Annotated in this window: 25 protein-coding genes; 14 read left to right on the forward strand and 11 right to left on the reverse strand. The window is 56.9% G+C overall.

Features of this window, described 5'->3' with window-relative positions:
• Positions 1–85 precede the first annotated feature (85 nt).
• A complete protein-coding gene (gene acpH, locus FY206_RS06105; RefSeq protein ID WP_032638448.1) occupies positions 86–667 on the reverse strand; it encodes an ACP phosphodiesterase in 582 nt (193 codons plus the stop codon).
• Between the two features lie 92 nt (positions 668–759).
• Here acpH and queA point away from each other — a divergent pair, with 92 nt between their 5' ends.
• The 7 genes from queA to FY206_RS06140 all read left to right on the forward strand — a co-directional run bounded on the left by queA (position 760) and on the right by FY206_RS06140 (position 7,426).
• Positions 760–1,830 carry a tRNA preQ1(34) S-adenosylmethionine ribosyltransferase-isomerase QueA gene (gene queA, locus FY206_RS06110; protein ID WP_032638450.1) on the forward strand — a complete coding sequence of 357 codons (1,071 nt, stop codon included), beginning with the start codon at positions 760–762 and terminating at the stop codon, positions 1,828–1,830.
• 53 nt (positions 1,831–1,883) lie between these two features.
• The gene (tgt, locus tag FY206_RS06115; protein ID WP_003859110.1) at positions 1,884–3,011 is read left to right on the forward strand and encodes a tRNA guanosine(34) transglycosylase Tgt; all 1,128 of its coding nucleotides are present in this window, start codon (positions 1,884–1,886) and stop codon (positions 3,009–3,011) included.
• 22 nt (positions 3,012–3,033) lie between these two features.
• Positions 3,034–3,366, forward strand: coding sequence for a preprotein translocase subunit YajC (gene yajC / locus FY206_RS06120; protein ID WP_003859109.1), 333 nt, complete (start codon positions 3,034–3,036; stop codon positions 3,364–3,366).
• Positions 3,367–3,393: 27 nt separating this feature from the next.
• Positions 3,394–5,241, forward strand: a complete 1,848-nt coding sequence (secD, locus tag FY206_RS06125) for a protein translocase subunit SecD (protein ID WP_072001190.1) — start codon at positions 3,394–3,396, stop codon at positions 5,239–5,241.
• 10 nt (positions 5,242–5,251) lie between these two features.
• Positions 5,252–6,223, forward strand: coding sequence for a protein translocase subunit SecF (gene secF / locus FY206_RS06130; RefSeq protein WP_032638454.1), 972 nt, complete (start codon positions 5,252–5,254; stop codon positions 6,221–6,223).
• Positions 6,224–6,365: 142 nt separating this feature from the next.
• Positions 6,366–6,731, forward strand: a complete 366-nt coding sequence (locus FY206_RS06135) for a VOC family protein (RefSeq protein WP_032638455.1) — start codon at positions 6,366–6,368, stop codon at positions 6,729–6,731.
• 14 nt (positions 6,732–6,745) lie between these two features.
• On the forward strand, positions 6,746–7,426 hold the full coding sequence (locus FY206_RS06140; protein ID WP_032638457.1) for a helix-turn-helix transcriptional regulator: 681 nt from the start codon (positions 6,746–6,748) through the stop codon (positions 7,424–7,426).
• A 120-nt stretch (positions 7,427–7,546) separates the two neighbouring features.
• Here the strand turns inward: FY206_RS06140 and FY206_RS06145 are convergent, their stop codons facing one another.
• The gene (locus tag FY206_RS06145; RefSeq protein ID WP_032642482.1) at positions 7,547–8,431 is read right to left on the reverse strand and encodes a nucleoside-specific channel-forming protein Tsx; all 885 of its coding nucleotides are present in this window, start codon (positions 8,429–8,431) and stop codon (positions 7,547–7,549) included.
• Between the two features lie 270 nt (positions 8,432–8,701).
• The gene (locus tag FY206_RS06150; RefSeq protein WP_032642483.1) at positions 8,702–9,241 is read right to left on the reverse strand and encodes a SadB/YajI family lipoprotein; all 540 of its coding nucleotides are present in this window, start codon (positions 9,239–9,241) and stop codon (positions 8,702–8,704) included.
• A gap of 152 nt (positions 9,242–9,393) precedes the next feature.
• Here FY206_RS06150 and nrdR point away from each other — a divergent pair, with 152 nt between their 5' ends.
• From nrdR to thiL, 5 genes are all read left to right on the forward strand, one after another.
• The gene (gene nrdR, locus FY206_RS06155) at positions 9,394–9,843 is read left to right on the forward strand and encodes a transcriptional regulator NrdR (protein WP_008503337.1); all 450 of its coding nucleotides are present in this window, start codon (positions 9,394–9,396) and stop codon (positions 9,841–9,843) included.
• A 4-nt stretch (positions 9,844–9,847) separates the two neighbouring features.
• The gene (ribD, locus tag FY206_RS06160; protein ID WP_032638459.1) at positions 9,848–10,951 is read left to right on the forward strand and encodes a bifunctional diaminohydroxyphosphoribosylaminopyrimidine deaminase/5-amino-6-(5-phosphoribosylamino)uracil reductase RibD; all 1,104 of its coding nucleotides are present in this window, start codon (positions 9,848–9,850) and stop codon (positions 10,949–10,951) included.
• An 87-nt stretch (positions 10,952–11,038) separates the two neighbouring features.
• Positions 11,039–11,509: a 6,7-dimethyl-8-ribityllumazine synthase gene (ribH, locus tag FY206_RS06165; RefSeq protein WP_006176874.1), complete on the forward strand. Its 471-nt coding sequence runs from the start codon at positions 11,039–11,041 to the stop codon at positions 11,507–11,509.
• A gap of 21 nt (positions 11,510–11,530) precedes the next feature.
• Positions 11,531–11,950, forward strand: a complete 420-nt coding sequence (gene nusB, locus FY206_RS06170; RefSeq protein ID WP_006809908.1) for a transcription antitermination factor NusB — start codon at positions 11,531–11,533, stop codon at positions 11,948–11,950.
• A gap of 77 nt (positions 11,951–12,027) precedes the next feature.
• Positions 12,028–12,999: a thiamine-phosphate kinase gene (thiL, locus tag FY206_RS06175; RefSeq protein WP_032638461.1), complete on the forward strand. Its 972-nt coding sequence runs from the start codon at positions 12,028–12,030 to the stop codon at positions 12,997–12,999.
• A 62-nt stretch (positions 13,000–13,061) separates the two neighbouring features.
• Here the strand turns inward: thiL and FY206_RS06180 are convergent, their stop codons facing one another.
• The 4 genes from FY206_RS06180 to xseB all read right to left on the reverse strand — a co-directional run bounded on the left by FY206_RS06180 (position 13,062) and on the right by xseB (position 17,130).
• Positions 13,062–14,036, reverse strand: coding sequence for an aldo/keto reductase (locus tag FY206_RS06180; RefSeq protein ID WP_032638463.1), 975 nt, complete (start codon positions 14,034–14,036; stop codon positions 13,062–13,064).
• A 64-nt stretch (positions 14,037–14,100) separates the two neighbouring features.
• Entirely contained in the window at positions 14,101–15,963 is a 1,863-nt protein-coding gene (dxs, locus tag FY206_RS06185) for a 1-deoxy-D-xylulose-5-phosphate synthase (RefSeq protein WP_032638465.1), read from the reverse strand.
• A gap of 24 nt (positions 15,964–15,987) precedes the next feature.
• Positions 15,988–16,887, reverse strand: coding sequence for a (2E,6E)-farnesyl diphosphate synthase (gene ispA / locus FY206_RS06190; protein ID WP_032638467.1), 900 nt, complete (start codon positions 16,885–16,887; stop codon positions 15,988–15,990).
• Complete coding sequence (xseB, locus tag FY206_RS06195) at positions 16,888–17,130, reverse strand: exodeoxyribonuclease VII small subunit (RefSeq protein WP_008503331.1); 243 nt, start codon at positions 17,128–17,130, stop codon at positions 16,888–16,890.
• Positions 17,131–17,321: 191 nt separating this feature from the next.
• Here xseB and thiI point away from each other — a divergent pair, with 191 nt between their 5' ends.
• On the forward strand, positions 17,322–18,770 hold the full coding sequence (gene thiI, locus FY206_RS06200; protein WP_077064112.1) for a tRNA uracil 4-sulfurtransferase ThiI: 1,449 nt from the start codon (positions 17,322–17,324) through the stop codon (positions 18,768–18,770).
• Between the two features lie 67 nt (positions 18,771–18,837).
• Here thiI and yajL read toward each other — a convergent pair whose 3' ends face one another.
• Together yajL and panE are read right to left on the reverse strand one after the other, a co-directional pair.
• Positions 18,838–19,428 (reverse strand): protein deglycase YajL, encoded by a 591-nt coding sequence (yajL, locus tag FY206_RS06205; RefSeq protein WP_032638471.1) that lies wholly within the window; start codon positions 19,426–19,428, stop codon positions 18,838–18,840.
• Positions 19,391–20,302: a 2-dehydropantoate 2-reductase gene (panE, locus tag FY206_RS06210; protein ID WP_032638473.1), complete on the reverse strand. Its 912-nt coding sequence runs from the start codon at positions 20,300–20,302 to the stop codon at positions 19,391–19,393. The genes yajL and panE overlap by 38 nt, the downstream gene beginning before the upstream one ends.
• 121 nt (positions 20,303–20,423) lie before the next feature.
• On the opposite strand from panE, the gene FY206_RS06215 reads away from it, so the two are divergent.
• Positions 20,424–20,915, forward strand: coding sequence for a YajQ family cyclic di-GMP-binding protein (locus FY206_RS06215; RefSeq protein ID WP_023334701.1), 492 nt, complete (start codon positions 20,424–20,426; stop codon positions 20,913–20,915).
• Positions 20,916–20,946: 31 nt separating this feature from the next.
• Here FY206_RS06215 and FY206_RS06220 read toward each other — a convergent pair whose 3' ends face one another.
• Positions 20,947–22,308 carry an MFS transporter gene (locus FY206_RS06220; RefSeq protein ID WP_032638475.1) on the reverse strand — a complete coding sequence of 454 codons (1,362 nt, stop codon included), beginning with the start codon at positions 22,306–22,308 and terminating at the stop codon, positions 20,947–20,949.
• 149 nt (positions 22,309–22,457) lie between these two features.
• Positions 22,458–23,345, reverse strand: a complete 888-nt coding sequence (gene cyoE, locus FY206_RS06225; protein WP_013095848.1) for a heme o synthase — start codon at positions 23,343–23,345, stop codon at positions 22,458–22,460.
• Positions 23,346–23,355 lie beyond the last annotated feature (10 nt).

Consider the following 23,355-nt stretch of genomic DNA (forward strand, 5'->3'; position numbering starts at 1 on the left):
GAGCCAGTATAGAGAGTGTTCATGGATAAGACAAAGAGGTGGTGACAATCGTTCCGCCAGCTTTTACCTATCAATGTGAATTCTGTTACAGCTGTTTGTTTTTCGCCTGCGCCATCATGCGCGGATAGAACTGCCAGAATTGCGTCTCCAGCGCGTCATAGTGTGCCTCCAGGTCATACCAGGAGTCGCGCAGCGCATCCAGACGCGGTCGGCGGCTGGCCATGCCGTTCAGGACGTTCTGGATAAAATCCATCTCACCATAGCGCTCCAGCCAGCGTTCTGACCACAAATAGTTGTTCAGATTCACAAAGCGCGGCGGCGAGTCGGGCAAAATTACCGACACCTGCGCATGGGCGTAGCGCACAAACTCTGGCAGCGGTAGCGACGGCGAGAGCTGTTCCCAATGGCGCGACAGAAAGTGGTCCCACATCACGTCGAGCGTAATCGGCGCAACGCGGCGCGTTTCAGGGCGGAACCACGCTTTGGCTTCCGTGACCTCGGGCAGGTTATCGGTGATGACATCAATGCGGCGGTGCATAAAGATGCCGTCGACAACCTCAGGGGAATAGTCTTCTGCAGGGTTGCCGCGCACGAAATCGGCCAGCAAATTGCCGGAAAGGGAGCTGTCGGCGAGGTGAGCGAGATGCAGGTGAGCGAGAAAATTCATGCGTTTTATTTGTCCGGGGGCGGCTAGTTGTTGCAGCAAAAGGGTGTGAGCACTAGACTATGCCGCCTGTTTTTAAGTCACGAGTATACGTCATGCGCGTCGCCGATTTCTCCTTTGAACTACCTGAATCCCTGATTGCTCACTATCCCATGCCTGAGCGCAGCAGCTGTCGCTTACTGTCGCTGGATGGGCCAACGGGCGAGCTGACGCACGGTACTTTCACCGATTTGCTCGACAAGCTCAATCCTGGCGATCTGCTGGTCTTTAACAATACCCGCGTGATCCCGGCGCGCCTGTTTGGCCGCAAGGCCAGCGGCGGCAAGATTGAAGTGCTGGTCGAACGTATGCTCGATGATAAACGTATTCTGGCACATATTCGCGCATCCAAGGCGCCGAAGCCGGGCGCTGAGCTGCTGCTGGGCGATGATGAGAGCATTAAGGCGACCATGACCGCGCGCCACGACGCGCTGTTCGAAGTGGAATTCAACGACGAACGCACGGTGCTGGATATCCTGAACGCCATTGGCCACATGCCGCTGCCGCCGTATATCGAGCGTCCGGACGAAGAGGCCGACCGCGAGCTGTACCAGACCGTCTACAGCCAGAAGCCTGGCGCGGTCGCGGCCCCAACGGCAGGCTTGCACTTTGATGAGCCGCTGCTGGAAAAACTGCGTGCGAAGGGCGTGGAAATGGCGTTCGTGACGCTGCACGTCGGCGCGGGCACCTTCCAGCCGGTGCGCGTGGACAGCATTGAAGATCACATCATGCACTCTGAGTATGCCGAAGTGCCTCAGGACGTCGTGGACGCGGTGCTGGCGGCGAAAGCGCGCGGCAGCCGCGTCGTGGCGGTCGGTACGACGTCGGTGCGTTCACTGGAGAGCGCCGCGCAGGCCGCGAAAAACGATCTTATCGAGCCGTTCTTTGGCGATACGCAGATCTTTATCTACCCGGGCTACCAGTACAAAGTGATTGATGCGCTGGTGACCAACTTCCATCTGCCTGAATCGACGCTGATTATGCTGGTCTCCGCATTCGCGGGTTATCAGCATACGATGAATGCCTACAAGTCTGCGGTAGAACAAAAATATCGCTTTTTTAGCTACGGGGACGCGATGTTTATCACGTACAATCCGCTGGCTTTGAATGAGCGTGTCGGGGAATAAGTCCGCGGCACCGTTTTACAACGTTGGACTGTTTTTCTGACGTCGGAGAAAAAATGAAATTTGAACTCGATACCACCGACGGCCGCGCGCGTCGCGGTCGCCTGGTGTTTGATCGCGGCGTGGTGGAAACCCCCGCGTTTATGCCTGTGGGCACCTACGGCACCGTAAAAGGGATGACGCCGGAAGAAGTGGAAGCCACGGGCGCACAGATTATCCTCGGCAACACCTTCCACCTGTGGCTGCGTCCGGGCCAGGAGATCATGAAGCTCCACGGCGACCTGCACGACTTTATGCAGTGGAAAGGCCCGATCCTGACCGACTCCGGCGGCTTCCAGGTCTTCAGCCTGGGCGATATCCGCAAGATCACCGAGCAGGGCGTACACTTCCGTAACCCGATCAACGGCGATCCGATTTTCCTCGATCCCGAAAAATCGATGGAGATTCAGTACGATCTCGGTTCCGACATCGTGATGATCTTCGATGAATGCACGCCGTATCCGGCCGACTGGGACTACGCCAAGCGTTCTATGGAAATGTCCCTGCGCTGGGCGAAGCGTAGCCGCGACCGTTTTGACTCCCTGCAGAACAAAAATGCGCTGTTCGGCATTATTCAGGGCAGCGTTTACGAAGATTTACGCGATATCTCGGTTAAAGGTCTGGTAGAGATAGGTTTTGATGGCTACGCTGTCGGCGGTTTGGCTGTGGGTGAGCCGAAGGAAGACATGCACCGCATTCTGGAGCACGTCTGCCCGCAAATCCCGGCGGATAAACCACGATACCTGATGGGCGTGGGTAAACCAGAAGATCTGGTTGAAGGCGTACGCCGCGGCATTGATATGTTCGACTGCGTCATGCCAACCCGCAACGCGCGTAACGGCCATTTGTTCGTTACCGATGGCGTGGTGAAAATCCGTAACGCGAAGCATAAGAGTGACACCAGCCCGCTCGATTCCGAGTGCGATTGCTATACCTGTCGCAATTATTCTCGCGCGTATCTGCATCATCTCGATCGTTGCAACGAGATTTTGGGCGCGCGTCTCAATACCATTCATAATCTTCGTTATTATCAGCGCTTAATGGCTGGTTTACGTAAGGCTATCGAAGAGGGTAAATTAGAGAGCTTCGTGACCGATTTCTACCAACGTCAGGGGCGGGATGTTCCACCGTTGAACGTTGATTAATTTTAATAATGAGGGAATTTGAATGAGCTTTTTTATTTCTGATGCGGTAGCGGCAACAGGTGCTCCAGCGCAGGGCAGCCCGATGTCTCTGATTCTGATGCTGGTTGTGTTCGGTCTGATCTTCTACTTCATGATCCTGCGCCCACAGCAGAAGCGCACCAAAGAGCACAAAAACCTGATGAACTCCATTGCGAAAGGCGATGAAGTGCTGACTAACGGTGGTCTGGTCGGTCGCGTAACCAAAGTGGCTGAGAACGGCTACATTGCGATCGCCCTGAACGACACCACTGAAGTGGTCATCAAACGTGACTTCGTAGCTGCCGTTCTGCCGAAAGGCACCATGAAGGCGCTGTAATCCCAACTTTTCCCAAAGGGAACTGCCGTGTTAAACCGTTATCCTTTGTGGAAGTACATCATGCTGGTCGTCGTGATTCTCGTCGGCCTGCTGTACGCGCTTCCCAACCTGTATGGTGAGGATCCGGCTGTTCAAATCACTGGCGCGCGCGGTGTCGCCGCCAGTGAGCAAACGCTGATCCAGGTCCAGAAAACGTTACAAGAAGAAAAAATTACCGCTAAGTCTGTGGCTCTGGAAGAGGGTGCAATTCTTGCTCGCTTCGACACCACCGACACGCAGCTCCGCGCTCGCGAAGCGCTGATGGGCGTGCTGGGTGATAAATACGTCGTGGCGCTTAACCTTGCGCCTGCAACCCCGCGCTGGCTGGCTGCGATGAACGCAGAGCCGATGAAGCTGGGTCTTGACCTGCGTGGTGGCGTTCACTTCCTGATGGAAGTGGATATGGATACCGCGCTCGGCAAGCTGCAGGAACAGAATATCGACAGCCTGCGCAGCGATCTGCGTGAAAAAGGCATCGCTTACACCACCGTGCGTAAAGAAGATAACTACGGCATGAGCATCACGTTCCGCGACAGCGCGGCGCGCGATCAGGCTGTAGATTACCTGACCCAACGTCACCGTGACCTGGTGATCACCTCTCAGGGCAGCAACCAGCTGCGCGCGGTGATGACCGATGCGCGCCTGAAGGAAGCGCGTGAATATGCCGTTCAGCAGAACATCAACATTCTGCGTAACCGTGTAAACCAGCTGGGCGTGGCTGAGCCGCTGGTACAGCGTCAGGGTGCTGACCGTATCGTGGTGGAACTGCCGGGTATTCAGGACACTGCGCGTGCGAAAGAGATTCTGGGTGCGACCGCCACGCTGGAATTCCGTCTGGTCAATTCCAACGTCGATCAGTCCGCTGCCGCAGCAGGCCGTATTCCGGGTGACTCCGAAGTGAAACAGACCCGCGAAGGTCAGCCCGTTGTGCTGTACAAACGCGTGATTCTGACCGGTGACCACATCACCGACTCCACGTCGAGCCAGGACGAATACAACCAGCCGCAGGTTAACATCTCGCTGGATAGCGCGGGTGGTAACATCATGTCTAACTTCACCAAGGACAACATCGGCAAACCGATGGCGACCCTGTTCGTGGAGTACAAAGACAGCGGTAAGAAAGATGCAAACGGCCGTGCGGTGCTGGTGAAAGAGGAAGAGGTGATTAACATCGCCAACATCCAGTCTCGTCTGGGTAACAGCTTCCGTATTACCGGTATTAGCAACCCGAACGAAGCGCGTCAGCTCTCTCTGCTGCTGCGTGCCGGTGCGCTGATTGCGCCGATTCAGATTGTTGAAGAACGTACCATTGGTCCAACGCTGGGGATGCAGAACATCCAGCAGGGTCTGGAAGCGTGTCTGGCCGGTCTGGTGGTCTCTATCCTCTTCATGATCTTCTTCTATAAGAAGTTTGGTCTGATTGCGACCTCCGCGCTGATTGCCAACCTGGTGCTGATCATCGGCATTATGTCCCTGCTGCCGGGGGCGACGCTGACCATGCCGGGGATTGCGGGTATCGTTCTGACCCTTGCGGTGGCGGTCGACGCCAACGTACTGATTAACGAACGTATCAAAGAAGAGTTGAGCAACGGTCGCTCTGTCCAGCAGGCGATTGACGAAGGCTATAAAGGTGCGTTCAGCTCCATCTTCGATGCGAACGTAACAACACTGATTAAGGTTCTTATCCTGTATGCAGTGGGTACTGGCGCGATCAAAGGCTTTGCGATTACAACCGGTATCGGTGTCGCAACGTCAATGTTTACCGCTATTGTCGGCACCCGTGCCATCGTGAACCTGCTGTACGGCGGCAAGCGCGTCAAAAAGCTGTCTATCTGAGGAGTGCATTGTGGCACAGGAATATACTGTTGAACAATTGAACCACGGCCGTAAAGTCTGGGACTTTATGCGCTGGGACTACTGGGCCTTCGGCATTTCAGGTTTACTGCTGATTCTGTCCATCGTCATTATGGGCGTGAGGGGCTTTAACTGGGGGCTCGATTTCACCGGTGGTACGGTGATTGAGATCTCCCTGGAAAAACCGGTCGATATGGACCAGATGCGTCTGTCTCTGCAGAAAGCGGGCTTTGAAGAGCCGCTGCTGCAGAACTTCGGCAGCAGCCGCGACATCATGGTGCGTATGCCGCCGGTGCACGATGCCAACGGCAGCCAGGAGCTGGGCAGCAAGGTTGTGAGCGTGATTAACGAAACAACCAGCCAGAACGCGGCGGTTAAGCGTATTGAGTTCGTCGGCCCAAGCGTGGGAGCTGACCTGGCGCAGACCGGTGCGATGGCGCTGCTGGTGGCGCTGATCTCCATCCTGGTGTACGTCGGTTTCCGCTTTGAGTGGCGACTGGCGGCCGGTGTGGTTATCGCTCTGGCGCACGACGTGGTGATCACCATGGGCATACTGTCGCTGTTCCACATTGAGATTGACCTGACGATTGTGGCATCCCTGATGTCCGTTATCGGTTACTCACTGAACGACAGCATCGTGGTATCTGACCGTATTCGTGAAAACTTCCGTAAGATCCGTCGCGGTACGCCGTACGAAATCTTTAACGTGTCGTTGACCCAGACGCTGCACCGTACCTTGATTACCTCCGGTACCACCCTGATGGTGATCCTGATGCTGTTCCTCTTCGGTGGTCCGGTACTGGAAGGCTTCTCGCTGACCATGCTGATCGGTGTCACCATCGGTACGGCATCGTCTATCTACGTTGCGTCCGCGCTGGCGCTGAAACTCGGCATGAAGCGCGAGCACCTGCTCCAGCAGAAAGTCGAGAAAGAAGGGGCGGATCAGCCGTCCATTCTGCCGTAAGGCGACGTTTAGCGCGTTATCGAAATCCCGGTCGGTTGACCGGGATTTTTTTTATCTGCTCCTGACAAACACTCCTGACAGTATGCTGTCAGGAGCCCTGTCGTAGACTCCTTCTGAACCCAAACAACAGGCAGGAGGATGTATGAAAAGCGTCATTAACTGGTTTGAAATTCCGGTCTCGGATATGGAACGCGCCATCAATTTTTATGAGCCGGTGATGCAGCTCTCGCTGCGCCGCGAGAAAATGGACTGCGTGGAGCTGGCGGTTTTCCCGCATGAGGATCCGGCCACCGGCGGCGCGCTGGCAAAATTTGACGGCGTTACACCGTCTCTGCAGGGCGCTATTATTTACCTGCATACTGACAATCTGGCGGCCACGCTCGATCGCATTGCCTCTGCGGGCGGCGAGTGCGTGTTTGGCCCGCTGGAACTGCCGCAGGGCATTGGCACTATCGCATTGTTTACCGACAGCGAGGGCAACCGCGTCGGCCTCCATCAACCTGCCTGAGAGCGGATTAAGAGATGACCCGACGCGCTGACCGTTTGTTTCAGATTGTGCAGATCCTGCGGGGCAGGCGTCTGACAACGGCAGCGCATCTGGCGGAGCGGCTTGGCGTGTCCGAGCGCACGGTCTACCGCGATATCCGCGACCTGTCGCTTTCCGGCGTGCCGGTGGAAGGTGAGGCGGGAAGCGGATACCGGCTGATGTCGGGTTTTGATCTGCCGCCTTTGATGCTGACAAATAAGGAGTCAGAGGCGCTGATCGTCGCCATTCGCCTGCTCAAAACCTGGGGAGGGGAATCGCTGTCGCGCGAGCTGGAATCGGCCCAGGAGAAGGTGCTGGCGATTCTGCCCGACGAGAGTCGTCGAAAGGCGGAGCAGGCGCGGATCTACGCCCCGGATTTCTGCATGCAAAGCCACTCCCGCAGCGATTTTGACAGGATTCACCAGGCAATTTCCGCCCAGCGGGTGCTGGCGTTGCATTACCGTGACGAAGCCGGACAGCTCTCTAAGCGCGAGGTTCAGCCGCTGGGGCTGTTCTTCTGGGGAGAGCGCTGGCTGCTGGCGGCGTGGTGTGAGCGGCGCGATGACTATCGCTGTTTCCGGCTCGACCGGTGCCTCAATATTGCGCAGACGGAGAGACGGTTCAGCGAGAGCGCGGACAGGTCGTTGGCCGATTTTTTGCGCAAGGTGAGGCAGTAAAAAGCCGGGCGGCGAGGTAAAAGCAAAACGGCAACGTGCGTTGCCGTTTTTAGTGTTTGTTCCCTATCCCTGTGGGATAGGGTCAGGGTGAGGGCATCAGCCCGCACAATCCCGCACTGGTTAGAAGTTGTAACCCACAACCAGGTAACCACCCCAGCCGGTAGAACGAACGCTGAAATCGCCGTTGCCGAAGTTCAGGCTCGCGTCGTCGTTCCACTGGCCACCGTTGTGCCAGTAACGCGCAACCACGGAGTAGTGCCAGTGATCGTAGTTCAGCGCCAGGATGTGGCTGGACGCGATGGAATCGTTGGTACGCGCTTTTCTGCCGTTCAGGTCACGGAAGTCGTTATCGCCCAGGTCTGAGCCCCAGTCAAAGTTGGTGAAACCGATATAGCTCAGGTTACCGCCCCACAGCTGGGTAATTGGCACGAAGTATTTCACTTTGAAACGGTAGCCGTCCCACTCGTTTTCGTTCGCGGCGCCGTAGTTCTGCCACTGATATTTCGCGTAGACGTTCATAGACAGGCTCATTGGCAGGCCAGTGTCGATGTCCGTACCCAGACCCATGTACCAGGTGCTCTGGCGACCGGACTTGTTGCGGCCCATGTCGTAGATGTAGTTGTTCGCGAAGTACCACTCTTTGAACGGACCAAACGCCAGGCTAGTGCCGGTCAGCTTGTCGATGGAGAAACGCGGTTCGATTTCCATAAACAGCGGAGAACCGTGGTTCCAGATACCTTTCGCATCGGTGTTACCGCCGAAGAAGACCGGCGCATCCATATAGCCATAGAAATCAAACCAGTCTTTCTTGGCGAACGCTTCGTACTCCAGGTAGGTATCGTTGCGGATCTGTGGTCCGAAACGGGTGTGGTAGCTGCCGACCACGTTAACGCTCTGGTGCCACCAGTCGGAGAGGTATTGTGGTTTGTCGTTTTCCGCTGCGTTAACAGTGAAAGAGGAAGACAGTGCCAGCACGGCGCCAGCTGCGAGTAATGTTTTTTTCATAATCATGCCACTGATTGAAATTCCCTTCCGGGAGTGAAAAATGCGCGAATTGCGTTTCTAAATATTTCGTGTTTCTGCGGTGCCTATTATAGGAATCCCTGCTCACAAAAATATGTGTTGTTTCACATATCTCTCACACGCGTAATCGATTGCGTTCACGTTTGCGTACTTTAAACGGCCGGGATTGTAGCGGCAATCATTTATGTTGCCAATCCATACGAAATGTAAATGTTAGCGGAGTGACATTTCACTCCGCTCAGAAGGAAGGATTTACTGCGCGGCGGGTTGGATGTCGTGAATGCGGATAAAGCCTAACTGTTCCGGCGTAAGGCCGCTTAACTGCAGCGGAATATCCACATCACTCGGCGCTAAAACGCTGGCCGGGGCGGTGAAGAGCTGGTTCTTCACGTTCACCTCCTGGTAATTCTCCGTGGTGCCCTGGATCTGGCCCCATTCGACGGTGCCGCTGAAGGCCGGGAGCGGATTGTTGGATTCTCCCTGGATGCGTAATGTTGCGCGCGTACCATCTGCATTCGCCGCCACATTCACCAGCGACATTTTCAGCGTGCCAACCTGGCTGTTGAGGCGCGCAGGCGTATTCGCACCCGGTAACAGGTAAACCCCGCTGCTGGATTTGGCGTTCAGCGCGTTTTGCTGGGTAATCTTCACCGTTTCTTTGTTCAGTTTGTCCATTGCCGTATTGAGCGTATTCACGCTCTGTTTCATCTGACGGACTTCGGTTTGCTGTGCACAGGCGCTAAGGGTGAACAGGCTCCCCACCAGCAATATTTTCAGGTAACGTCTTGTCATTGCGTTTAATTCCTTGAAATAACGGATCGCACTTATGGTAGCCAGCATCATCGTTTAAGACATAGATCCTTTGTCTCAAAAAGCTCTTCCTTTGTTGTCAGGCGAGATCAGGGTAAAATGAAAATCAGTTAACCAGATAACAGGGATACCGTATGCATTGCCCATTCTGCTCCGCTGTGGATACCAAAGTCATCGACTCTCGTCTCGTGGGCGAAGGGTCATCCGTGCGCCGTCGTCGGCAGTGTCTGGTGTGTAACGAGCGTTTTACGACCTTTGAGGTGGCAGAGCTGGTCATGCCGCGCGTGGTAAAAAGTAACGATGTGCGCGAGCCGTTTAACGAAGAGAAGCTGCGCAGCGGGATGCTCAAGGCCCTCGAAAAACGTCCCGTTAGCGCGGATGACGTTGAGATGGCGTTAAACCACATAAAATCTTACCTTCGTGGCCTGGGCGAACGTGAAGTGCCAAGCAAAATGATCGGCAACCTGGTGATGGAACAGCTGAAAAAGCTCGATAAGGTCGCCTATATCCGCTTCGCCTCCGTCTACCGCAGCTTCGAAGACATCAAAGAGTTTGGCGAAGAGATCGCCCGCTTACAGGATTAAGCTTATGCAGGATGAGATTTACATGGCGCGAGCCATGAAGCTGGCGCAGCGCGGGCGTTTTACCACCCATCCCAACCCGAACGTGGGATGTGTTATCGTCAAAGATGGCGAAATCGTGGGGGAAGGTTTCCACTACCGTGCCGGCGAGCCGCATGCCGAGGTTCATGCCTTACGCATGGCCGGCGAGAAGGCGCGCGGCGCCACCGCCTACGTCACGCTGGAGCCCTGCAGCCACCACGGGCGTACGCCGCCGTGCTGTGAGGCGCTGATCGCGGCCGGGGTTTCACGCGTGGTGGCATCCATGCAGGATCCCAATCCGCAGGTGGCCGGACGCGGTCTGTACCGTCTGCAGCAGGAAGGCATCGACGTCAGCCACGGGCTGATGATGCAGGACGCGGAAGCGATCAACAAAGGCTTCCTGAAGCGCATGCGCACGGGATTTCCGTATATACAGCTCAAGCTGGGCGCCTCGCTGGATGGTCGCACGGCGATGGCGAACGGCGAAAGCCAGTGGATCACGTCGCCGCAGGCAAGGCGCGATGTGCAACGTCTGCGCGCGCAAAGCCATGCTATCCTCACCAGCAGTGAAACCGTGCTGGCTGACGATCCGGCCATGACCGTGCGCTGGGACGAACTGAATGCCGAGACCCAGGCGCTTTACCCGCAGGAGAACCTGCGTCAGCCGCTGCGTATTGTCATTGATAGCCAGAACCGCGTGACCCCAGATCACCGGATCGTCCAGCAGCCGGGGGAAACCTGGATTGCCCGCACTAAAGAAGATACTCGCGAATGGCCGGAAGGCGTGCGCAGCATCATGGTGCCGGAGCATAACGGGCACCTGGATCTCGTGGTGCTGATGATGCTGCTCGGCAAGCAGCAGGTGAACAGTATCTGGGTGGAAGCGGGTCCAACGCTCGCCGGTGCGCTGTTGCAGGCCGGGCTGGTGGATGAGCTGCTGGTATACGTTGCGCCTAAACTGTTAGGCCACGACGCGCGCGGCCTGTTTGTGCTGCCCGGCCTTGAAAAACTGGCCGACGCACCGCAACTCACATTCAGCGAGATTCGTCCGGTGGGTCCGGATGTCTGCCTCCACTTAACGACAGCGTAATTGCTCCCGAAATAGAGAAGCAGTACGCAAAGTATTATGATAAAATCCGCCCCCCTGCGGGGCCACATGAACCCGTAAAGGAAGAGTATGAACATTATTGAAGCTGCTGTAGCTACCCCGGACGCTCGCGTCGCCATCACCATTGCGCGTTTCAACAACTTCATCAACGACAGCCTGCTGGAAGGCGCGATTGACGCCCTGAAACGTATCGGCCAGGTTAAAGATGACAACATTACCGTTGTTTGGGTTCCAGGCGCTTACGAACTGCCACTGGCGGCGGGCGCGCTGGCGAAAACCGGTAAATACGACGCGGTGATTGCCCTGGGTACCGTTATTCGTGGCGGCACTGCGCACTTCGAATACGTTGCGGGCGGTGCAAGCAACGGTCTGGCACACGTTGCGCAGGATGCTGAAATTCCTGTCGCGTTCGGCGTGCTGACTACCGAAAGTATTGAACAAGCCATCGAACGTGCCGGCACCAAAGCCGGTAACAAAGGTGCAGAAGCTGCACTGACCGCGCTTGAAATGATCAATGTATTGAAAGCCATCAAGGCCTGATTTTTTTGTAAGGGGAATTCCGTGAAACCTGCTGCTCGTCGCCGCGCCCGTGAATGTGCCGTTCAGGCACTTTACTCCTGGCAGTTGTCCCAGAACGACATCGCTGATGTTGAATACCAGTTCCTGTCAGAACAGGACGTGAAAGACGTTGACGTTCTGTACTTCCGTGAACTGCTGTCGGGAGTGGCGACTAATAGCGCGTATCTCGATGGTCTGATGAAGCCATACCTGTCCCGTCTGCTCGAAGAGCTGGGCCAGGTAGAAAAAGCAGTGTTGCGTATCGCGCTGTTTGAGCTGTCTAAACGTGATGATGTGCCGTACAAAGTGGCCATCAACGAAGCGATCGAGCTGGCGAAAACCTTCGGCGCTGAAGACAGCCACAAGTTCGTAAACGGCGTTCTTGATAAAGCAGCACCTGCGATCCGTCCCCACAAAAAGTGATCCGCAAACCGGAGTCCTGCATTGCCCGACGGGCAGTGCGGCTCCGGTTTTTTCTTTTATTTGCTGAGGCATAACGTATGGCATGCGGCGAATTCTCCCTGATTGCCCGTTATTTCGACCGTGTCAGAACCTCTCGTCTTGATGTTGAAACCGGCATTGGCGATGACTGTGCACTTCTCAATATTCCCGAAAAACAGACGCTGGCAATCAGCACCGACACCTTAGTGTGCGGGCGTCATTTCTTACCGGATATCGATCCTGCCGATCTGGCGTACAAAGCTCTCGCGGTTAACGTCAGCGATCTGGCGGCGATGGGGGCCGATCCCGCCTGGCTGACGCTAGCCCTGACGCTGCCAGAGGTGGATGAAGCCTGGCTTGAAGCCTTTAGCGATGCGCTGTTCGAGCAGCTTAGCTACTACGATATGCAGCTGATTGGCGGTGATACCACGGCCGGGCCGCTGTCGATGACGCTGGCGATCCACGGCTACGTGCCGCTTGGCCGCGCGCTGAAGCGCTCGGGCGCAAAACCGGGTGACTGGATCTACGTGACCGGTACGCCGGGTGACAGCGCGGCAGGGCTGGCTATCCTTCAGCACCGTTTAGCGATTGAAGACGCTGACGATGCGGCGTATCTGGTGAAACGCCATCTGCGCCCGACGCCGCGCATTCTGCACGGCCAGGCGCTGCGCGAGCGGGCAAGCTCGGCTATCGATCTGTCTGACGGGCTGATCTCGGATCTCGGGCATATCCTGAAGGCCAGCGACGTGGGCGCGCGCGTTGACCTGGATCTGTTCCCGCTGTCAGAACAGCTGCTTCGCCATGTGGAACCTGACCAGGCGCTGCGCTGGGCGCTATCCGGCGGTGAAGACTACGAACTGTGCTTCACGGTGCCTGAACTCAATCGTGGCACGCTGGACGTGGCGTTAGCGCATCTCGGCGCGAAGTTTACCTGTATTGGTCAGATCATGCCGGAGAGCGAAGGGCTGAAGTTTGTGCAGGACGGTGCGCCGGTGACGCTCGACTGGAAAGGGTACGATCACTTCGGGTGAGTTTGTGCACTCCGTATTGCCGGGTGGCGGCTACGCCTTACCCGGCCTACAAAAGAGGGTGCTTATTTAAACCCCACCACAGGATGCGGCTGATACGGCGTCTCCAGCTCGGCAACCTGCTCCGGCGTCAGCGTGATATCCACCGCATTCAGCAGCTCATCCAGCTGTTCTTCCCGGGATGTGCCGATAATCGGCGCCGCGACGCCGCGTTTACCCAGCAGCCACGCCAGCGCCACCTGCGCGCGGGTTGCGCCGGTATCGTCGGCGATCCCAGCCAGGCGTTCGGCAATCAGCGCATCGCTGGCTTCCGTACCGCCATAGAGATTTTTTCCCACTTCATCCGAGACCAGGCGAGCCGTGGTTTCTCCCCACGGACGGGTCAGGCGACCGCGCGCCAGCGGGCTCCACGGGATGACCGCAATGCCTTCCTGATGGCACAGGGGCAACATCTCGCGTTCTTCTTCACGATAGATCAGATTGTAGTGATCCTGCATGGTGACGAAGCGCGCCCAGCCGTGCTGCGCCTGGAGATCCAGCGCCTGCGCGAACTGCGACGCGTGCATAGATGACGCGCCGATGTAGCGCGCTTTCCCGGCTTTGACCACGTCGTTCAGCGCTTCGAGCGTTTCCTCTATTGGCGTGTTGTAATCCCAGCGATGGATTTGCAGCAGATCGACGTAATCCATGTTCAGGCGGCGGAGACTGTCATCAATGGAGCGCAGGATCTGCGCGCGGGAAAGGCCCTCAGACAGGTCACCTGACGGGTAGTACACTTTGGTGGCGACGACGATATCTTCCCGACGCGCAAAGTCACGGAGGGCGCGGCCAACAATCTCCTCGCTGCTGCCGTCGGAGTAGCTGTTGGCGGTGTCAAAGAAGTTAATGCCGCCCTCGATGGCGCGTTGGATGATCGGACGGCTGCTCTCTTCCGGCAGCGTCCAGGCGTGATTACCCCGATCGGGCTCGCCAAAGGTCATGCATCCCAGACAAAGTCGGGAAACCTTAAGGTCCGTTTTTCCTAATGTTGTGTATTGCACGGTTCCGCTCCTGCTGTTTAAACACCAGGTTTAAGCATAGCAGGAGCGGAAAGGAGGGAAGGGGTCAGTCCAGCCAGGCGCGAATTTTGGCTTCGATCCCGGCGGCGTCCAGGCCAATCGCCGCGCGGGCTTCATCCTGGGTACCTTGCGGAATGAAATGGTCCGGCAGGCCGAGGTTTAGCACCGGCACGGCTTTGCGGTTTGCCATCAGCACCTCGTTCACGCCGCTGCCCGCACCGCCCATGATGGCGTTTTCTTCCAGCGTGACCAGCACGTCATGTGTCTCGGCCATGCTCAGGATCAGCGCGTCGTCGAGCGGCTTCACGAAGCGCATATCCACCAGGGTGGCGTTCAGCGTTTCAGCGACCTTCGCCGCCTCTGGCATCAATGTGCCGAAGTTCAGAATCGCCACTTTTTCACCGCGACGCTTCACCAGACCTTTACCGATCGCCAGCTTTTCCAGCGGCTTCAGCTCAACGCCAACCGCATTGCCGCGCGGGTAGCGAACCGCGCTTGGGCCGTCCTGATAGTGGTAGCCGGTAAACAGCATCTGACGACATTCGTTCTCGTCGCTTGGCGTCATGACAACCATATCCGGAATGCAGCGCAGGAACGACAGGTCAAATGCCCCCTGGTGCGTCTGGCCGTCGGCACCGACGATGCCCGCACGGTCGATAGCAAACAGCACCGGCAGCTTCTGGATCGCCACGTCGTGGATCACCTGATCGTAGGCGCGCTGCAGGAAGGTGGAATAGATTGCGACAACCGGCTTGTAGCCGCCAATGGCCAGGCCCGCTGCAAACGTTACCGCGTGCTGCTCGGCAATCGCCACGTCGAAATACTGGTCAGGATATTTTCTGGAGAACTCCACCATGCCGGAGCCTTCGCGCATGGCCGGGGTGATCGCCATCAGCTTGTTGTCTTTGGCGGCGGTTTCGCACAGCCAGTCGCCGAAGATTTTTGAATAGCTCGGCATGCCGCCGCTGCTTTTTGGCAGACAGCCGCTGGACGGGTCAAATTTCGGCACCGCGTGGAAGGTGATCGGATCTTTTTCCGCCGGTTCGTAGCCACGCCCTTTTTTGGTCATGATGTGCAGGAACTGCGGCCCCTTCAGGTCGCGCATGTTCTTGAGGGTGGTCACCAGACCCTGCACGTCATGGCCGTCAACCGGGCCAATATAGTTAAAGCCCAGCTCTTCAAACAGGGTGCCCGGCACAACCATGCCTTTGATGTGTTCTTCGGTACGCTTGAGCAACTCTTTAATCGGCGGTACGCCGGAGAAGACTTTTTTGCCGCCTTCACGCAGCGAGGAGTAAAGCTTGCCGGAGAGCAACTGCGCCAGATGGTTGTTCAGCGCGCCCACGTTCTCGGAGATCGACATTTCGTTATCGTTAAGAATAACCAGCATGTCCGGCTTGATGTCGCCCGCATGGTTCATGGCCTCGAAGGCCATCCCGGCGGTAATGGCGCCGTCGCCAATCACGCAGACGGTGCGGCGCTGCTTGTTCTCTTTTTCGGCGGCAACGGCAATACCGATGCCCGCAGAAATGGAGGTAGAGGAGTGGCCGACGCTCAGCACGTCATACTCGCTCTCACCGCGCCACGGGAACGGGTGCAGGCCGCCTTTCTGACGAATGGTGCCAATTTTATCGCGACGTCCGGTCAGAATTTTGTGCGGATAGGCCTGGTGGCCCACGTCCCAGATGAGCCGATCGAACGGCGTGTTATAGACGTAGTGCAGCGCCACGGTCAGCTCTACCGTGCCAAGCCCGGAGGCGAAATGGCCGCTGGAGCGGCTTACGCTGTCGAGCAGGTAGCGACGCAGCTCGTCGCACAGCTTCGGCAGGCTCTCTTTCGGCAACAGACGTAACTCCTGGGTGGAGTCCACTAACGCCAGTGTCGGGTATTTGGCAATATCAAAACTCATCAAAGGCTCATCGAGATATATAGTTTATTTATTACGCTGGATGATATAGTCCGCTAGCGCTTCCAGTGCCGAGGTATCCAGCGATTGCGCGGCCAGCTGATTCAGCGACTGGCGGGCATCGTCAATCAGATCCCGGGCTTTACGCTGGGCTTGCTCGAGGCCCAGCAGGGCGGGGTAGGTACTTTTGCCAAGCTGCTGGTCCGCACCCTGACGTTTACCCAATGTTGCAGTATCGCCCACCACATCCAGAATGTCATCCTGAACCTGGAATGCCAGACCGATACTTTCTGCGTATCTGTCCAGAATCGGCAGGGCGTTGCGCCCTCGTTCACCCGCGCTCAGCGCGCCCAGGCGAACGGCGGAACGAATCAGTGCCCCTGTTTTATGGCGATGAATACGCTCCAGCTGTTCCAGATTAACCTGACGTCCTTCCGCTTCAAGATCCAGCGCTTGTCCGCCGCACATGCCCGCCACGCCGCTGGCCATGGCCAGCTCGGAGATCATTGCCAGCCGGTCGCGATCGACCACTTCCGCCATCGGCGCATCGCTCAGAATCGAGAAGGCCAGCGTTTGCAGGGCGTCACCCGCCAGAATGGCATTCGCTTCGCCAAACTTGATATGGCAGGTGGGCTGGCCCCGACGCAAATCGTCGTCGTCCATCGCCGGTAAATCATCATGAATCAGCGAATAGGCATGGATGCACTCAACGGCGGCGGCCGGGGCATCCAGCGTGTTATCGCTGATGCCAAACATATTGCCGGTCGCGTACACAAGGAACGGGCGCAGGCGCTTTCCACCCAAGAGTGCGCCATAGTGCATGGCCTCAACCAGTGGAGTGTTCTGAAAAGGCTGTGGGGCAATAAAACGGCGCAGGGCGTCGTTGGCGCGTACGACACGCGCCTCAAGCTCGTTGGCAAAATCCATTTACTCGGCGTCCGGTGTAAAAGGCGTGGTCTTCGCGTCTTCGCTGTCGGAAAGCAGGATCTGCACGCGCTGTTCGGCCTGCTGTAGCTTGACCTGCCCCTGGCGCGCCAGCTGCACGCCACGCTCGAATTCGTTGAGCGCCTCTTCCAGCGGGAGATCGCCGCTCTCAAGGCGGGTAACAATTTGCTCCAGTTCACTCAGCGCAGTTTCGAAACTGGCCGGTGCGTCGTTCTTCTTCGGCATAGTGAATTGACTCTTATATTCTCAGCCCCGACATGGTAACGGACTCAGGGCAATTATCAAATAACGCGCAATGTGCACAGGAGCGGCGCGATGGTGGTATACTTGCGCGCCTGGATGCAGCCACGGGTGTGGGCTGCTGTACTCTTTTCCATTACAAGCCTTAATACGCTTGCCTAAGAAACATTGCCGCCATGAAGTTTATCATTAAATTGTTCCCTGAAATCACCATCAAAAGCCAATCTGTGCGTTTGCGCTTTATTAAAATTCTCACCGGGAACATTCGTAACGTATTAAAGCACTACGACGAAACCCTCGCCGTGGTGCGCCACTGGGACCACGTTGAGGTCCGTGCAAAAGACGAAAACAAGCGTCAGGATATTCGCGATGCCCTGACCCGCATTCCGGGGATCCACCATATCCTGGAAGTGGAAGACGTTCCGTTCAGCGATATGCACGACATCTTCGAAAAAGCGCTGGTTCAGTACCGCGACCAGATCGAAGGCAAAACCTTCTGCGTGCGCGTGAAGCGTCGCGGCAAGCACGAGTTCAGCTCCATCGAAGTGGAACGTTACGTTGGCGGCGGTCTGAATCAGCACGTCGAGTCTGCGCGCGTGCGTCTGACCCATCCTGAAGTGACGGTCAATCTGGAGATCGAAAACGATCGCCTGCTGCTGGTGAAAGGGCGCTATGAAGGTATCGGCGGCTTCCCGATTGGCACCCAGGAAGACGTATTGTCCCTGATCTCAGGCGGCTTCGACTCCGGCGTCTCCAGCTATATGCTGATGCGTCGCGGCTGCCGCGTGCACTACTGCTTCTTCAATCTGGGCGGCGCGGCGCACGAAATCGGCGTTCGTCAGGTGGCGCATTACCTGTGGAACCGCTTCGGCAGCTCCCACCGCGTGCGTTTCGTGGCAATTAACTTCGAACCTGTGGTCGGCGAAATCCTTGAGAAAGTCGACGACGGCCAGATGGGCGTCATCCTGAAGCGCATGATGGTGCGCGCGGCGTCCAAAGTGGCTGAGCGCTACGGCGTGCAGGCGCTGGTGACCGGCGAAGCGCTCGGTCAGGTTTCCAGCCAGACGCTGACCAACCTGCGTCTGATCGACAACGTGTCTGATACGCTGATCCTGCGTCCGCTCATCTCCCACGATAAAGAGCACATCATCGACCTGGCGCGTGAAATCGGTACCGAAGATTTTGCCCGCACCATGCCGGAATACTGCGGCGTGATCTCAAAAAGCCCAACGGTGAAAGCGGTGAAGGCGAAGATCGAAGCCGAAGAAGAGCACTTCGATTTCAGCATTCTGGAAAAAGTGGTGGCGGAAGCGTCCAACATTGATATCCGCGAGATTGCCCAGCAGACCGAGCAGGACGTGGTTGAAGTGGAAACCGTGAGCGGTTTCGGCCCTAACGATGCGATTCTGGATATCCGCTCGATCGACGAGCAGGACGACAAGCCGCTGCAGGTTGAAGGCGTCGAGGTGGTTTCTCTGCCGTTCTACAAGCTGAGCACGAAGTTTGGTGACCTCGACCAGAGCAAAACGTATCTGCTGTGGTGCGAGCGCGGGGTGATGAGCCGCCTGCAGGCGCTGTATCTGCGCGAGCAGGGCTTTGCGAACGTGAAGGTGTATCGTCCGTAGTTTCTTGCCGGGGAGTGCGGCCTGATGTCCTCACCCCGGCCCTCTCCCACAGGGAGAGGGAGAACACCTATTCGTAATAATTATAAATCCCCGCCGGCATCACCAATGACGATGCCACTTCGTAGGCCTTCTCGCGCCCGACCAGCAGGTCAATAATCTTCAATCCAAAATCAATCGCGGTGCCCGGGCCCTGGCTGGTCAGCAGGTTGACGCGCGGGTCCCAGACGACGCGTTTGTCCACCCAGTGCTTGTCCGGGATCGTATCCTTAAGCCCCGGGAAGCCGGTCATATTGCCGAGGGGGAAGATATCGTGCGGAACCAGAACCGTGCCCGCAGCGGCGCAGATGGCTGCGACGATACGGCCAGATAGATGAAACTGACGCACGGTTTCGACCAGCAGCGGGCTGTCGCGAAAACACTCCGCGCCCTTCAGCCCTCCAGGCAGGACGATGATGTCGTAATCTCCGTCAGCCACCTGCACCAGCGGGGCATCCGCGAGGATTTTCACCCCGCGTGAACAGGTGATGGCCAGATTACCGTCGCTGGCGACGCTGGCGGTGGTGACCTTAATGCCGCCGCGCACCATCAAATCAATGGCGGTGACCGCTTCCATCTCTTCGCTACCAGGGGCGAGGCATACCAGTGCTGACGCGCTCATATTCATTTTCCTTACGTTTAACCCGATCGTACAGGCGGGCGTTTTCCGGCACCGCGATACCGTGCGCACGGGCGCGCTTTAGCAGATAGCCGGTAATGTAGTCGATTTCGGTGTGGCGTAACGCCCGCACGTCCTGCAGCATTGAGGAGATATTTTCTGCAGTGCTATCAATCACCTGCTCAACATAATAGCGTAAATCATCCGCCGAGGTGTGTAAGCCCTCACGCTCAACGACCGAAGCCACTTCTTCGCACAGCGCCGCGATTTCCTGCGGATGTTTTTTTAGCGCGCCGTTTGGACAGTCCCAGAGCGCCGTCAGCGGGTTAATCACGCAGTTTACCGCCAGCTTGCGCCACAGCTGAGGGCGAATGTTGTTGTGCCAGGCGACATCCGGCAATACGTTCTGCAGCACGTCGGCGAGATAGCTGTAGTCGCCATCCTGCGTTCTGGCGGGGCCAATATGCGTCACGCCGCTGGCAACGTGCACGATAATATTGCCGTCGCGACGTGCGGCATGCGTCGTCGTCGCCATCAGCAGAGGCTGCGGGACGCTTTTCAGCTCATCAATGGTCCCCATGCCGTTATGCAGCAGCAGTATGGGCGAAGTGGGAGGGAGCTGCGCGGCCAGCGTCTTTACCGCGTCTGAGACCTGCCACGCCTTGAGCGTCACCAGCAGGAGGTCGCTTTTTGCCAGGAAATCGGGATCGTTCGCGGTGAGGGATTCGTTAAATATGCTTCCGTCTTCGCTAATCAGGTTTACACTGCAATAGGGCTGGGGCACGCGCAGCCAGCCCTGAACCTCATGTCCGTGCTTGCACAGCGCGGTCAGCCACAGCTGACCAAGCGCTCCGCATCCGAGCACCGTAATTTTCATTGTTCCTCCTCACCTGCAACTGCGCCAGGTGTTACAGCTTAATTATACAGCTAAGCTTCTGTTGAGTTATGCCTCGTAGCGGGTATTATGCAACGCAACAAAAGTGAAGGGAGAAGAAAAGATGCCATCTTTCGATATTGTTTCCGAAGTTGATATCCAGGAAGTTCGCAACGGCGTTGAGAACGCAACCCGCGAAGTTGAGTCACGTTTCGATTTTCGTGGCGTTGAGGCCTCGTTTGAGCTGAACGACGCAAATAAGACCATTAAGGTGCTGAGCGAGTCTGATTTTCAGGTGAATCAGCTGCTCGACATTCTGCGCGCTAAGCTGTTGAAGCGCGGCATCGAGGGGACGTCTCTGGACGTGCCGGAAGAGTTTGTGCACAGCGGTAAGAACTGGTTTGTCGAGGCCAAGCTGAAGCAGGGCATTGAGAGCGCGGTCCAGAAGAAGATCGTTAAGCTCATCAAAGACAGCAAGCTGAAGGTGCAGGCGCAGATCCAGGGCGAAGAGATTCGCGTGACCGGTAAGTCCCGCGATGACCTCCAGTCCGTCATGGCGCTGGTGCGCGGCGGCGATCTGGGACAGCCGTTCCAGTTTAAAAACTTCCGCGATTAATGCAATAAAGCCCGGTTCCACCGGGCTTTTTTCACGCTTTTATCGCCTGCTCGACCTCGAAGCGGTTGGTCACCTTGCTGTCTATTTTGACGTAAGCGCTGCGCTCTTCCGGGACAATCAACACCTCGGTCACGCCCTCTTTGACTTCCAGACGCTGTTTCAGCGCGTCGCTGATTTCCACATCCTCCGGAATTTCTACCCGCAGGCTGCTCACGTAGCGCGGCTCTTTCATGGTGCTGGCAACCAGCAGCCAGACCGTTGCCAGCAGCGCACCGGCGAGAAACACGGTTTGAGAGTCAAACAGACCGTCGACCCAGCCGCCAAGCGAGCCGCCAATCGCCACGCCGAGAAACTGGCTGGTGGAGTAGATGCCCATCGCCGTGCCTTTGTAACCGGCGGGGGACTCTTTGCTGATCAGCGACGGAAGCAGGGCCTCCATCAGGTTAAAGGCCAGGAAGAACAGCTGCACGCCGGCAATCAGCTCCCAGAAGTGCGGGCCGGCACCCCAGAGCACAATTTCGGCAATCAGCAGGATCGCCACGCATCCCACGAAGACGCGCTTCATTTTGCGCTTCACTTCGGCGTAAATGATGAACGGCACGACGGAGACAAACGAAATCAGCATCGTGACCAGATAAATTTTCCAGTGCTCAGACGCCGGGAAGCCCGCAGCGGCAAGCTGGCCGGGCAGGGCGACAAAGGTCGACATCAGCAGGATGTGCAGACACATAATGCCAAAATTGAGCTTGAGCAGGCGCGGCTCGACAATCACTTTGCTGAAGCAGCCTTTTACCATCCCCGACTCACGGTTGAGGACGTGGTTTTTGCTGTCCGGAACCACCCACAGGGTTAAGGCGATACCGATGGTGGCCAGCACGGCAATCATCCAGAACAGCGCGTGCAGGCCCAATGTGTGCGTAATAATGGGGCCAAGCACCATCGCAATCGCAAACGTCACGCCAAAGCTGACGCCGATAAACGCCATCGCTTTGGTGCGGTTTTGCTCGCGGGTGAGATCTGACAGCAGCGCCATAACGGCGGCGGCAATTGCGCCGGAACCCTGCAGGGCGCGGCCGAGAATAATGCCCCAGATGGAGTGGGAGAGGGCGGCAATCACGCTTCCGAGCACAAAGACCAGCAGCCCGCCGACGATCAGCGGCTTGCGGCCCACCCGGTCAGAGAGCAGGCCAAATGGGATCTGGAACACCGCCTGCGCCAGACCGTAAATGCCGATCGCGAGTCCAATCAGCGCCTCGCTGGCCCCCTGCAGCGCCATACCGTACGTGGTCAGAACAGGCAGGACCATAAACATGCCAAGCATCCGTAGCGAGAAGACAGTCCCTAAGCCCCAGGTCGCGCGAAGCTCGCCTGGCGTCATTTTATAATCGTTCATTACCACCTCAGTTCAAAAGCAGGCCATAGTGTAGTGCGGGGAAGGGGCGGGGTAAATAAAGGGTTATTTAACAAATATTACATGTGTTATTAATAAATTTCGTGAATAAAAAAGGGTGCCGAAGCACCCCTTTATTCACCTGTTGTGGCTTACCAGACGTAAGTCAGCAGGTTGTGCGAATCCGGCACCATGAAGTCTACGGACATCATCACGGACAGCGAGGTGATGGCAACAATCGAGAACACAAACAGCTTGCGTGCCCAGACTTTGTCATCTTCCACTTTGTAACCGCGCAGCGCCATACCGAGCCACCAGACGCTCACCGCAGCCGCTACCGCCAGATATTTATACCCGGCGTAACCACCCAGAGAGAGCATCAGCGTTGCCACGGCAAAGGCGATGATGTAGAGCGTAATGTGGTTCTTGGCAACGGAGATGCCCTTCACGACCGGCAGAACCGGGATGTTCGCTGCCTGATAATCCTTAAAGCGGAAAATCGCGATGGCATAGGAGTGCGGCATCTGCCACAGGCTAAAGATAGCCAGCAGGATCAGCGCACCGCTGTCGAACTCGTTCGTGACCGCGCAGTAGCCAATCACCGGCGGCGCAGCGCCGGAGAGAGAACCAATCAGCGTGCCGTAGACGGAGTGGCGTTTCATATACAGGCTGTAGACGCCCACATACACCACGAACCCCATCACCCCCAGCCAGCAGGCCAGCGGGTTAGCACCAAACCACAGCAGCATAAAGCCAGCAATACCCAGCAAGGTGGCGTACACCAGCGAGACGGAAGGGGCGATCAGGCCTTTCACCAGCACCCGATTTTTGGTCCTTTCCATCTTCTTGTCGATATCCATGTCGATGTAGTTGTTAAATACACAACCGGACGCAACAACCAGTGACACACCGACCAGCGTGTAAATAAAGAGGGTGTAATCGATGCTGCCTTTGGAGGCCAGCAGGAACCCTCCGATCACGGAGATCAGGTTGCCAAAGATGATGCCTGGTTTCGTTACTTGCAGGTATTGCTTAAACATACTCGCCGCT

It is taken from the genome of Enterobacter chengduensis, from assembly GCF_001984825.2.
GTDB classification, from domain to species: domain Bacteria; phylum Pseudomonadota; class Gammaproteobacteria; order Enterobacterales; family Enterobacteriaceae; genus Enterobacter; species Enterobacter chengduensis.

What these genes read in the sequence shown, in the direction of transcription:
- acpH (WP_032638448.1), bottom strand. Translation starts at nt 667, where the DNA reads ATGAATTTTCTCGCTCACCTGCATCTCGCTCACCTCGCCGACAGCTCC.
- thiI (WP_077064112.1), top strand. Translation starts at nt 17,322, where the DNA reads ATGAAGTTTATCATTAAATTGTTCCCTGAAATCACCATCAAAAGCCAA.
- ribD (WP_032638459.1), top strand. Translation starts at nt 9,848, where the DNA reads ATGCAGGATGAGATTTACATGGCGCGAGCCATGAAGCTGGCGCAGCGC.
- queA (WP_032638450.1), top strand. Translation starts at nt 760, where the DNA reads ATGCGCGTCGCCGATTTCTCCTTTGAACTACCTGAATCCCTGATTGCT.
- ribH (WP_006176874.1), top strand. Translation starts at nt 11,039, where the DNA reads ATGAACATTATTGAAGCTGCTGTAGCTACCCCGGACGCTCGCGTCGCC.
- FY206_RS06140 (WP_032638457.1), top strand. Translation starts at nt 6,746, where the DNA reads ATGACCCGACGCGCTGACCGTTTGTTTCAGATTGTGCAGATCCTGCGG.
- yajL (WP_032638471.1), bottom strand. Translation starts at nt 19,428, where the DNA reads ATGAGCGCGTCAGCACTGGTATGCCTCGCCCCTGGTAGCGAAGAGATG.
- FY206_RS06220 (WP_032638475.1), bottom strand. Translation starts at nt 22,308, where the DNA reads ATGAACGATTATAAAATGACGCCAGGCGAGCTTCGCGCGACCTGGGGC.
- FY206_RS06215 (WP_023334701.1), top strand. Translation starts at nt 20,424, where the DNA reads ATGCCATCTTTCGATATTGTTTCCGAAGTTGATATCCAGGAAGTTCGC.
- FY206_RS06145 (WP_032642482.1), bottom strand. Translation starts at nt 8,431, where the DNA reads ATGAAAAAAACATTACTCGCAGCTGGCGCCGTGCTGGCACTGTCTTCC.
- thiL (WP_032638461.1), top strand. Translation starts at nt 12,028, where the DNA reads ATGGCATGCGGCGAATTCTCCCTGATTGCCCGTTATTTCGACCGTGTC.
- tgt (WP_003859110.1), top strand. Translation starts at nt 1,884, where the DNA reads ATGAAATTTGAACTCGATACCACCGACGGCCGCGCGCGTCGCGGTCGC.
- panE (WP_032638473.1), bottom strand. Translation starts at nt 20,302, where the DNA reads ATGAAAATTACGGTGCTCGGATGCGGAGCGCTTGGTCAGCTGTGGCTG.
- nrdR (WP_008503337.1), top strand. Translation starts at nt 9,394, where the DNA reads ATGCATTGCCCATTCTGCTCCGCTGTGGATACCAAAGTCATCGACTCT.
- ispA (WP_032638467.1), bottom strand. Translation starts at nt 16,887, where the DNA reads ATGGATTTTGCCAACGAGCTTGAGGCGCGTGTCGTACGCGCCAACGAC.
- cyoE (WP_013095848.1), bottom strand. Translation starts at nt 23,345, where the DNA reads ATGTTTAAGCAATACCTGCAAGTAACGAAACCAGGCATCATCTTTGGC.
- FY206_RS06150 (WP_032642483.1), bottom strand. Translation starts at nt 9,241, where the DNA reads ATGACAAGACGTTACCTGAAAATATTGCTGGTGGGGAGCCTGTTCACC.
- xseB (WP_008503331.1), bottom strand. Translation starts at nt 17,130, where the DNA reads ATGCCGAAGAAGAACGACGCACCGGCCAGTTTCGAAACTGCGCTGAGT.
- FY206_RS06135 (WP_032638455.1), top strand. Translation starts at nt 6,366, where the DNA reads ATGAAAAGCGTCATTAACTGGTTTGAAATTCCGGTCTCGGATATGGAA.
- yajC (WP_003859109.1), top strand. Translation starts at nt 3,034, where the DNA reads ATGAGCTTTTTTATTTCTGATGCGGTAGCGGCAACAGGTGCTCCAGCG.
- dxs (WP_032638465.1), bottom strand. Translation starts at nt 15,963, where the DNA reads ATGAGTTTTGATATTGCCAAATACCCGACACTGGCGTTAGTGGACTCC.